The organism is Pelomicrobium sp., assembly GCF_036803785.1.
In the GTDB taxonomy this organism is placed as follows: domain Bacteria; phylum Pseudomonadota; class Gammaproteobacteria; order Burkholderiales; family UBA6910; genus Pelomicrobium.
Window position 1 is genome coordinate 1 of the sequence record NZ_DAIRTR010000113.1, and the last position, 9671, is coordinate 9671.

10 protein-coding genes, 1 tRNA gene and 1 pseudogene are annotated in these 9671 nt (G+C 64.0%); all 12 read left to right on the forward strand.

Features of this window, described 5'->3' with window-relative positions:
• Positions 1-204: 204 nt before the first annotated feature.
• The gene (gene thrS, locus V7Q81_RS12190) at positions 205-2124 is read left to right on the forward strand and encodes a threonine--tRNA ligase (protein ID WP_333843671.1); all 1920 of its coding nucleotides are present in this window, start codon (positions 205-207) and stop codon (positions 2122-2124) included.
• A 55-nt stretch (positions 2125-2179) separates the two neighbouring features.
• Positions 2180-2719: a translation initiation factor IF-3 gene (gene infC, locus V7Q81_RS12195; protein ID WP_333843674.1), complete on the forward strand. Its 540-nt coding sequence runs from the start codon at positions 2180-2182 to the stop codon at positions 2717-2719.
• 149 nt (positions 2720-2868) lie between these two features.
• Positions 2869-3066 (forward strand): 50S ribosomal protein L35, encoded by a 198-nt coding sequence (gene rpmI, locus V7Q81_RS12200; protein WP_333843692.1) that lies wholly within the window; start codon positions 2869-2871, stop codon positions 3064-3066.
• A 12-nt stretch (positions 3067-3078) separates the two neighbouring features.
• Positions 3079-3438: a 50S ribosomal protein L20 gene (gene rplT, locus V7Q81_RS12205; protein WP_333843677.1), complete on the forward strand. Its 360-nt coding sequence runs from the start codon at positions 3079-3081 to the stop codon at positions 3436-3438.
• 78 nt (positions 3439-3516) lie between these two features.
• Positions 3517-4500 (forward strand): phenylalanine--tRNA ligase subunit alpha, encoded by a 984-nt coding sequence (gene pheS / locus V7Q81_RS12210; RefSeq protein WP_333843694.1) that lies wholly within the window; start codon positions 3517-3519, stop codon positions 4498-4500.
• Between the two features lie 45 nt (positions 4501-4545).
• Positions 4546-6897: a phenylalanine--tRNA ligase subunit beta gene (pheT, locus tag V7Q81_RS12215; RefSeq protein WP_333843679.1), complete on the forward strand. Its 2352-nt coding sequence runs from the start codon at positions 4546-4548 to the stop codon at positions 6895-6897.
• An 11-nt stretch (positions 6898-6908) separates the two neighbouring features.
• Positions 6909-7241: an integration host factor subunit alpha gene (locus V7Q81_RS12220; protein ID WP_333843682.1), complete on the forward strand. Its 333-nt coding sequence runs from the start codon at positions 6909-6911 to the stop codon at positions 7239-7241.
• On the forward strand, positions 7195-7545 hold the full coding sequence (locus tag V7Q81_RS12225; RefSeq protein ID WP_333843684.1) for a MerR family transcriptional regulator: 351 nt from the start codon (positions 7195-7197) through the stop codon (positions 7543-7545). Before V7Q81_RS12220 ends, V7Q81_RS12225 begins: the two co-directional genes overlap by 47 nt.
• 76 nt (positions 7546-7621) lie before the next feature.
• Positions 7622-7698 (forward strand) — tRNA-Pro (locus tag V7Q81_RS12230).
• Between the two features lie 115 nt (positions 7699-7813).
• Positions 7814-8551, forward strand: a pseudogene (gene surE, locus V7Q81_RS12235) (5'/3'-nucleotidase SurE); the annotation flags it as partial.
• 119 nt (positions 8552-8670) lie between these two features.
• The gene (locus tag V7Q81_RS12240; RefSeq protein ID WP_333843687.1) at positions 8671-9330 is read left to right on the forward strand and encodes a protein-L-isoaspartate(D-aspartate) O-methyltransferase; all 660 of its coding nucleotides are present in this window, start codon (positions 8671-8673) and stop codon (positions 9328-9330) included.
• 32 nt (positions 9331-9362) lie between these two features.
• On the forward strand, positions 9363-9671 hold a 309-nt coding region (locus V7Q81_RS12245), incomplete at its 3' end, for a LysM peptidoglycan-binding domain-containing protein (protein WP_333843690.1).

The window sequence follows — 9671 nt, forward strand, 5'->3', positions numbered from 1 at the left end:
TCAGCTGGTTAGAGCATCACCTTGACATGGTGGGGGTCGGTGGTTCGAGTCCACTCGCGCCTACCAGCTTCGTGCGAAAAGCCCCGCATGATGTTTCGAACTTGCACGACGACCGACGGTTGATGAAAGGGCGCGAGCCACCCGCGAAAGAAAGTGCGGCTCGGCCGCACTTTTTTTTGACTGCCACCACCTAAGGAAGTCCGGATGTCGGTCGTTATCACGCTACCCGATAAGTCCAAGAAATCTTTCGATCGCCCACCGACCGTGGCGGAAGTTGCCGCGGCCATCGGTCCTGGCCTCGCCCGCGCAGCGCTCGCCGGCAAGGTGAACGGGCGTCTGGTGGACCTGTCCCACCGCATCGACGCCGACGCGGAGGTGGCCATCGTCACCGATCGGGACCCCGAGGGATTGGAGATCCTGCGCCACTCCACGGCCCATCTCCTGGCTCACGCGGTGAAAGAGCTCTTTCCCGATGCCCAAGTGACCATCGGCCCGGTGATCGAAAACGGCTTCTACTACGACTTCGCCTACAAGCGCCCCTTTACCCCCGAGGATCTGCAGGCGATCGAAAAGCGCATGGCCGAGATCGCCAAACGGGACTATCCGGTGGAGCGCCAGGTGCTTCCCCGGGACGCGGCGGTCAGGTTCTTCCGCGACCAGGGCGAAGAGTACAAGGCCCGCATCATCGAAGCGATTCCCGAGGACGAGGAAATCTCCCTCTATCGTCAGGACGGCTTCACCGATCTGTGCCGCGGCCCCCACGTGCCCTCCACGGGCAAGCTCAAGGTATTCAAGCTGCTCAAGGTGGCGGGCGCTTACTGGCGGGGCGACGCACGCAACGAGATGCTGCAGCGAATCTATGGGACGGCCTGGGCGAAGAAGGAAGACCAGGAGGCCTATCTCAAGGCATTGGAGGAGGCGGAACGCCGCGACCACCGCCGGCTCGGCCGCAGCCTGGATCTGTTCCACACCCAAGACGAGGCCCCGGGCATGGTGTTCTGGCATCCCAAGGGCTGGACCGTGTGGCAGCAGGTGGAGCAGTACATGCGTCGGGTATACGTGGACAACGGTTACCAGGAGGTGCGTTGTCCCCAGATCCTGGACGTGAGCCTGTGGCAACGCTCGGGTCACTGGGACAACTTCCGCGAGAACATGTTCTTTACCGCTTCCGAAAACCGCCAGTACGCGGTGAAGCCCATGAACTGCCCGGGGCACGTGCAAATCTTCAACAGCGCGCTGCGCAGCTACCGCGACCTGCCCCTGCGCTACGGTGAGTTCGGCTCCTGCCACCGCAACGAACCCTCCGGAGCGTTGCATGGGCTCATGCGGGTGCGCGCCTTCACCCAGGACGACGGTCACATCTTCTGTACTGCGGGGCAGATCGAGCCGGAGGTGGTGGCGTTCCACCGCCTGGCCCTGAGCGTGTACGCCGATTTCGGCTTCGACGACGTCACCATCAAGCTGGCCCTGCGGCCCGAGAAGCGGCTGGGCTCCGACGAGGTCTGGGATCAGGCGGAAGGGGCGCTGCGGGCGGCGCTGGCCGCTTGCAACGTGCGCTGGGAGGAGCTCCCGGGCGAAGGGGCGTTCTATGGGCCCAAGATCGAATATCATCTCAAGGATTCCATTGGCCGCTCCTGGCAGTGTGGAACCATCCAGGTGGATTTCGCCATGCCCCAGCGGCTCGGGGCGGAGTACGTGGCGGAGGACAACACCCGCCAGACGCCGGTCATGCTTCACCGGGCGATCCTGGGCTCCATGGAGCGGTTCATCGGCATTCTGATCGAGCACTACGCTGGGGCGTTTCCCTTGTGGCTCGCGCCCGTCCAAGCGGTGGTGATGAACATTTCCGAAGGCCAGGCGGCCTACGCCCGGGAAGTGGGCGAGGCGCTGCGGCGCCGGGGGCTGCGAGTGCAATGCGACTTGAGGAACGAAAAAATAACCTATAAAATTCGCGAACATAGTTTGCAGAAAGTGCCGTTCCAGCTCGTTGTCGGGGACAAGGAGGTGGCGGCACGCAAAGTGGCGGTGCGGGCGCGAGGCAACCAGGACCTGGGGGCGATGACCCTAGAGGCGTTCTGGGACCTGGTCGAGCGGGAACTGGCCAAGAAGGGGCGCACCGAATGAGGGCTGTAGCAGCCGCGCGTGTTGACGAGCGGAGCGCGGCGAGCTGCAGCTTTTTTTGACTTGGAGGGCTGACGCTATCGTTCAAGAGAAACAGCACCGGATCAATGGCGAGATCACTGCGCCCGAGGTCCGACTGATCGGCGTAAACGGCGAGCAGATCGGCATCGTGAGTCTGGCTACTGCCCAGCAAATGGCGGAGGAAGCAGAGCTGGATTTGGTGGAAATCGCGCCGCAGGCAAAACCCCCGGTCTGCCGCATCATGGACTACGGGAAGTTCAAGTATCGGGAGAGCAAGAAGCGGCACGAGGCCAGGCTCAAGCAGAAGCAGATCCAAGTCAAGGAAATCAAGTTCCGGCCGGGAACCGACGAAGGCGACTACCAGATTAAGCTGCGCAATCTGGTCCGTTTCCTCCAGGAAGGGGATAAGGCAAAAGTGACGCTGCGTTTCCGCGGGCGTGAAATGGCCCACCAGGAGATCGGCGCTCGCCTGCTCGAGCGGGTGAAGGCAGACCTGGAGCCCTACGGCACGGTGGAGCAGTTTCCGAAGATGGAAGGGCGGCAGATGGTCATGGTGCTGACGCCCAGAAAAAAGTGAGCGGAGGCTAAAACACGCACAGGCGGCCGGCGCGAGACGGCCGCTCGTTGCGGCTGGCGGTTTGAAGTTCGTGACGTGTATAAGCGACGCCAGGTCACGAAGCGCCCGTCCCTGCGGGCCACCTGGCGAGCGAAGAAAGGAGAGTGAAAGTGCCCAAACTCAAGACCAAGCGTGGCGCCGCCAAACGCTTCAAGGTGCTGGGCGGCGGTGGGATCAAGCGCACCCAGTCCCACTTGCGCCACATCCTCACCAAGAAATCGCGCAAGCGCAAACGCAACCTGCGCGGGACGACCATGATTCACCCGGCCGACAAGGCCTTGGTGAGGAACATGCTGCCGTACGCGTAAAGGAGCGCACCCATGCCAAGAGTCAAACGTGGAGTCACGGCGCGTGCCCGTCACAAGAAGGTGCTTGCCCAGGCCAAAGGCTATCGTGGCCGTCGCAAGAACGTGTTCCGGGTCGCCACCCAGGCGGTGATGAAGGCGGGGCAGTACGCCTACCGGGACCGCCGCCAGCGCAAGCGGCAGTTTAGGGCCTTGTGGATCGCCCGCATCAATGCCGCGGCGCGGGAGTGTGGTTTGACCTACAGCGCTTTCATGAACGGGCTGAAGAAAGCCTCCATCGAGATCGACCGCAAGGTGTTGGCCGATCTCGCGGTGTTGGACAAGCCGGCCTTCGTTCGCATCGCGCAGCAAGCCAAGGCGAGCCTCGGCGCCTGAGAGACTTGCCCGGCCTGGGGGGCGAAAGCCCCCTTCTTGTTCGTGGGTGGGCCCGTGAAACCCATGCTTCAGCCGTCGATGGAAAGCCTGGATCAGCTCGTCCAGGAGGCGCTCGAGGAGTTTCGTCGCGTCAAGGACCCCGATTCCCTGGAGCGGGCAAAGGCGCGCTATCTGGGCCGCGCGGGGATCCTCACCGGGCTGCTGAAAACGCTCGGTCGGTTGCCGCCGGAGGAACGGCCGGTGGCAGGGGCGCGGATCAACCAAGCCAAGCAGAGGCTAGAGGAAGCCCTCGCACGCACCCGGGAGGCTCTGGCGTGGCGCACGCTGGAAGAGCGCTTGGCCTCCGAAGCCCTGGACGTCTCCCTCCCGGGACGGGGCCAGGGCGTCGGCGGGCTGCATCCCGTCACCCGTACCCTAGCCCGCATCGAGGCCCTGTTCGCTTCCATCGGCTTTGAGATCGCCTCCGGCCCCGAGATCGAAACCGATTATTACAACTTCACGGCCCTCAACATTCCAGAGGGGCATCCCGCCCGGGCCATGCACGATACTTTCTACGTGGAAGGCGGTCTGCTCCTGCGCACCCATACCTCCCCGATCCAGATCCGCTATATGGAGCGCCATACGCCGCCCGTCAAGATCATCGCTCCGGGGAAGGTCTATCGCGTGGATTCGGACGCCACCCACTCCCCCATGTTCCACCAGGTGGAGGGCTTGTGGATCGACAGGCACATCACTTTCGCTGATCTCAAGGGGGTCGTGGCCGATTTCCTGGCCCGGTTTTTCGAGCGGGACACGCTCCGCATTCGCTTCCGACCGTCCTTCTTCCCGTTCACCGAACCCTCCGCCGAGATCGACATGAGCTTCGGCGAGGGCTGGCTAGAGTTGGGTGGGTGCGGCATGGTGCATCCCAATGTCCTGAAGTTCGTCGACATCGATGCCGAGCGCTACCAGGGCTTCGCCTTCGGCCTTGGCGTGGAGCGGTTAGCGATGCTGCGCTATGGGGTCAACGACATCCGGGCGTTTTTTGAAAACGACATGCGCTTTCTCAAGCAGTTCAATTAGGCGGCAGTTTCCGAAACGGTTTACCGTTGCCCGTTCACGATTGCCATGAAGTTCTCCGAACACTGGCTGCGCAGCTTCGTGGATCCGCCCCTCACCAGCGAGGAGCTGGCAGAGGCCCTCACCATGGCCGGCTTGGAAGTGGAGGCATGGGAGCCGGTTGCGCCGCCCTTCAGTGGAGTCGTCGTGGGCCGGGTGCTGGCGGTGGAAAAGCACCCGGAGGCGGACCGCCTCACGATCTGCCGCGTCGACGCGGGGGGAGATCCTCTCACCATCGTGTGCGGCGCGCCCAACGTGCGCTCCGGCATGAAGGCGCCGTGCGCCCTGGTGGGCGCACGGCTGCCGCAATTGACCATCCAGGAGGCCCGGGTACGGGGCGTGGTCTCTCAAGGCATGCTGTGCTCGGCTTGGGAACTGGGCCTGTCCCAGGAGGCCTCCGGGTTGATGGAGCTGCCTGCGCACGCTCCCGTGGGGATGGATGTGCGGGAAGCGTTGGATCTGGACGATCGGCTCTTCACTCTGAAGCTCACTCCCAACCGCGGCGACTGCCTGAGTGTCGCGGGCATCGCCCGGGAGGTGGCGGCCATCACCGCCACGAGCCTGCGGCTGCCTGAAGCCGAGCCGGTGTTCGCAAGCGTCAAGGATACGCTGCCCCTACGAGTGGAGGCTTCCGATGCTTGCCCCCTCTATTGCGGCCGAGTGATCCGGGGTGTCAATCCTGTCGCCCCCACGCCGGACTGGATGCTTCAGCGCCTGGAGCGCAGCGGCGTGCGTTCCGTCAATGCCCTTGTAGATGTCACCAACTACGTGATGCTGGAGCTGGGGCAGCCCCTGCATGCCTTCGATCTCGCCCGGATCGAGGAGAGGATCGTGGTGCGTTTCGGGCGCCCGGGGGAGAAGCTCACCCTGCTCAATGGGCAGCAGGTGGAAACCGCGCCGTTCCTGGTGATCGCGGATGGCGTGAAACCACTGGCGCTCGCCGGCATCATGGGCGGGGCCGACAGCGCGGTGGGTGCGGCCACTGCCGATGTCTTTTTGGAGGCAGCCTTCTTCAGTCCCCAGGCAGTGGCGGGCAAGGCTTTCAGCTTGGGATTTACCTCCGAGTCCCTGCACCGCTTCGAGCGGGGCGTGGACTACGCTGCCACCCGCCAGGCGATGGAACGAGCGACCCAGCTGATCCTCGCTATTTGCGGCGGGCGCGCCGGGCCGATCGGCCAAGTTGAAGGCGCGCTGCCCAAGCGCGAGCCGATTCAGCTGCGAGTGGCTCGGGCCCAGCGCTTGTTAGGCATCGAGCTTGATGCAGCCAAGGTGAGCGAGTTGCTGCGGCGGCTGCAGTTCCGCTTCGTCGAGGAGCGGGACGTATTCTACGTCACTCCCCATACCTATCGCTTCGACCTGCAGATTGAGGAGGACCTGATCGAAGAGCTGGCCCGGCTCTACGGCTACGACCGGATTCCTGCAACCTTGCCGTCGGGGACTGCTACCATCCGCCCGGCCCCCGAGGGGGTGAGGAGCGCGGAGGCGTTGCGTCAGCGGCTGGTGGACCGGGACTACCAGGAGGTGGTGACCTATGCTTTCGTGGAGGAGGCGCTGAACGGGGACCTGACGGGAAACCGGGAACCGGTGCGCTTGTTAAACCCCCTCGCGAGCCAGATGGGAGTCATGCGAGGGAGCCTGTGGACGGGCCTGCTCCAGTGTCTTCGCTATAACCTGAGCCGCCAGCGGTCCCGGGTGCGGGTGTTTGAGGTGGGGAGCTGCTTCCTGCGTCAAGACGGGGAACTGCGCCAGCCGGAGCGCATCGCCGTCCTCGCCTACGGGGAGGCGTTGCCGGAACAGTGGGGGGAGAAGCCTCGGGACGTGGATTTCTTCGATGTGAAGGCCGATCTAGAGGCCCTGTTCGCTCCTCGACCGGTGCGCACGGTGGCCCGATCCCATCCAGCCCTGCACCCCGGGCGCTCGGCGGCTGTGGTGGTGGAGGGGACAGAGGTGGGATGGATCGGGGCACTGCATCCCCGCTGGCAGCAGAAATACGAATTGCCCAAGGCGCCCGTCCTGTTCGAGGTTGATCTGGCGGAGGCGCTGCGGGCCCCCGTGCCTGCTGCTCAGACGCTTTCCAAGCTGCCCCTGGTGCGCCGGGACATTGCCGTGCTGGTGGACGAGGGATGGCCTGCTCAGGCCCTGCTCGATGCCCTGGAGGGGCTTCACCTGGACCGGGTGGTGGAAGTGGGCCTCTTCGACGTGTACCGGGGGGGGAGCCTTCCCCCCGGGAAAAAAAGCCTTGCATTCCGAGTGTTATTCCAGGATACTCAGAAAACCCTTACTGACCAGGAGGTTGAGGAACTGGTGGCCCAGCTGGTGCGGGCCCTCGAGCACAAGTTCCAGGCCAAGCTACGAATTTAAGGGGAACTTCCATGACGTTAACAAAAGCCGAGCTCGCGGATCTGTTGTTCGAAAAGGTCGGCCTCAACAAGCGGGAGGCCAAGGACATGGTAGAGTCCTTTTTCGAGGAGATCCGGGTGGCCCTCGAAAATGGCAACAGCGTCAAACTCTCCGGCTTCGGCAACTTCCAGTTGCGGGACAAGCCCCAGCGCCCCGGGCGTAACCCAAAGACCGGCGAGGAGATTCCGATCACTGCCCGCCGGGTGGTGACCTTCCATGCCAGCCAAAAGTTAAAAGCCCTTGTCGAGCAGACGTATCGTGGACCCGACAACGCCCAGCAAAGAGTTGCCTCCGATTCCCGCTAAGCGCTACTTCACCATCGGCGAAGTGAGCGAGTTGTGCGGGGTGAAGCCCCACGTCTTGCGCTACTGGGAGCAGGAGTTCACCCAGCTGAAGCCCGTCAAGCGGCGAGGCAACCGGCGCTACTACCAGCATCACGAGGTGCTCCTGATCCGGCGCATTCGCGAGCTGCTCTACGAGCAGGGCTTCACCATCAGCGGTGCTCGTCATCGCCTGGAAGAGGGGGCGGGCGCCGCCGCTTCCGCCTCGCTCGATCTGCGAGAACTCAAGCGCGAGCTCAGGGAAGTCATCGAATCCTTGCGTCCTTGAGGGAATGCCGGCGGAGGTCCACTGCCGGGGGCGACCACGCCCTTTCCCCGTTCTCTGCTATAATCCGTTGCGCATTCGGGGCGTAGCGCAGCCTGGTAGCGTACCTGCATGGGGTGCAGGTGGTCGCTGGTTCAAATCCAGTCGCCCCGACCAGTTTTCCAGAAGGCGGAAGTCAGGGAGGCGCAAGCCGCAGAGAGCGCCCGATGCGCGGCATCGATCCAGGCGGTTGCAGAGCGTGTTCTGAATTCTGACTTCCGACTTCCGTCCCATGCGGATCCTACTGAGCAACGACGACGGCTATTTTTCTCCCGGTCTCGCTGCCCTCGCCGAAGCCCTCGCCAAGATCGCGCGAATTACCGTGGTTGCACCAGAGCGCGACCGCAGCGGGGCGAGCAACTCCTTGACCTTGGATCGGCCGCTCACCGTGCGGCGCGCGGCCAACGGGTTCCTGTACGTGAACGGCACGCCCACCGATTGCGTGCACTTGGCCGTGACCGGGTTGCTGGATGAGCTGCCTGAAATGGTGGTCTCGGGCATCAACCTCGGGGCCAATATGGGCGATGACACCATCTATTCAGGCACAGTGGCGGCGGCCATGGAGGGTTATATGCTGGGCATCCCCTCCATGGCCGTGTCTCTGGTGTCCAACGGAGATAAGCATTTCGCCACGGCGGCCCGCATCGTCGCCGACCTGATCGAGCGCTATCGGCAGGAGCCGTTCCCCGAGCCCGTGCTGCTCAACATCAACGTTCCGGATCTGCCCTTCGAACGACTCGCCGGCATCCAGGTTACCCGCCTCGGCAAGCGGCACAAGGCAGAAGGGGTAGTGAAAAGTGTTAATCCCCGGGGCGAGACCGTATTCTGGTTGGGCGCCGCCGGGGCTGCCCAGGATGCGGGCGAGGGTACCGATTTCCACGCCGTCGCCCGGGGAGCGGTGTCGGTCACCCCGCTGCAGGCGGATCTCACCCGCTTCACTCAGATGGAGGCGTGTCGCCAATGGTTGAAGGCCTACGAGGAGGGACTCCAGGGCCGAGCGGCAGGCACGAGTGATCCGCATTCGGTACGTTCCCCAGCATTGCAGGGCCCCGACCCGGATCCGCAAGCCGTGGACTGGGGCAGATTTGAATGACTTCGCGCTTTGACGGCATCGGCATGACTTCCATGCGCACCCGCGCCCGGATGGTGGAGCGGTTGCGGGAGCGGGGCATCCGGGACGAGGAGCTGCTTGCCGTGATGGGTAGCCTTCCACGGCACCTGTTCGTCGATGAAGCCTTAGCGAGCCGGGCCTATGAAGACATGTCCCTGCCCCTCGGCTTTGGCCAAACCATCTCCAGCCCTTACACCGTGGCCCGCATGACCGAGGCGCTACGGGGGGGCCGGGCCCTCGCGAAGGTGCTGGAAGTAGGCACGGGTTGCGGCTACCAGACTGCGGTCCTCGCGCATCTCGCAAAGGAGGTGTATTCGGTAGAGCGTATCGGTGCACTGCTCAAACGCGCCCGCGCCGCGTTTCGCGACCTGCGCCTCTACAATGTGCGCTTGAAGCACGGAGACGGTCAGCACGGCATCCCCGAGGCGGCTCCCTTCGATGGCATCATCGTCACCGCTGCCATGACCCACGTGCCGCGTGCCCTCACGGAACAATTGAGCGTCGGTGGTAGAATGGTCCTGCCCCTCGGCACCCAGGAGCAGGTGTTGCACCTGATCGAGCGGACCGAAAGTGGGATCAGGGAAAGTGCCCTCGAGTCGGTCAAGTTCGTGCCGTTGATCCCTGGGGTGGTGAGCTGACGGGCCCGCTTTCGGCACCCGGCGAATCCCGCATGTCCTGGCATCGATGCCTGCTTTCCTTCGTGTGGCTCCTCCTGCTGGCCGGCTGCGCCCCCGTGCGCCAGGGAGCGCCCGTGGTCGATCGCACTCCGTCCGCCGCCCCCCATGTCAAAGCCATCCCTACTCCGTCTCGGGCAGACTCCGGTGGCGAGGTCTACGTGGTCAAGCGGGGCGATACGCTCTATAGCATCGCCTTGGAGCATGGCATGGACTACCGGGAATTGGCGGCGATCAACGGCATCACCGACCCGGGGGCGCTCCCGGTGGGGCGCGAGCTCAAGCTCAAGCGCCCGGCTCCGCCC

Bases quoted from the DNA above. Each gene is read 5' to 3' on its own strand.
- pheT (WP_333843679.1), top strand. From the start codon at position 4,546: ATGAAGTTCTCCGAACACTGGCTGCGCAGCTTCGTGGATCCGCCCCTC.
- rplT (WP_333843677.1), top strand. From the start codon at position 3,079: ATGCCAAGAGTCAAACGTGGAGTCACGGCGCGTGCCCGTCACAAGAAG.
- thrS (WP_333843671.1), top strand. From the start codon at position 205: ATGTCGGTCGTTATCACGCTACCCGATAAGTCCAAGAAATCTTTCGAT.
- V7Q81_RS12240 (WP_333843687.1), top strand. From the start codon at position 8,671: ATGACTTCGCGCTTTGACGGCATCGGCATGACTTCCATGCGCACCCGC.
- V7Q81_RS12220 (WP_333843682.1), top strand. From the start codon at position 6,909: ATGACGTTAACAAAAGCCGAGCTCGCGGATCTGTTGTTCGAAAAGGTC.
- pheS (WP_333843694.1), top strand. From the start codon at position 3,517: ATGGAAAGCCTGGATCAGCTCGTCCAGGAGGCGCTCGAGGAGTTTCGT.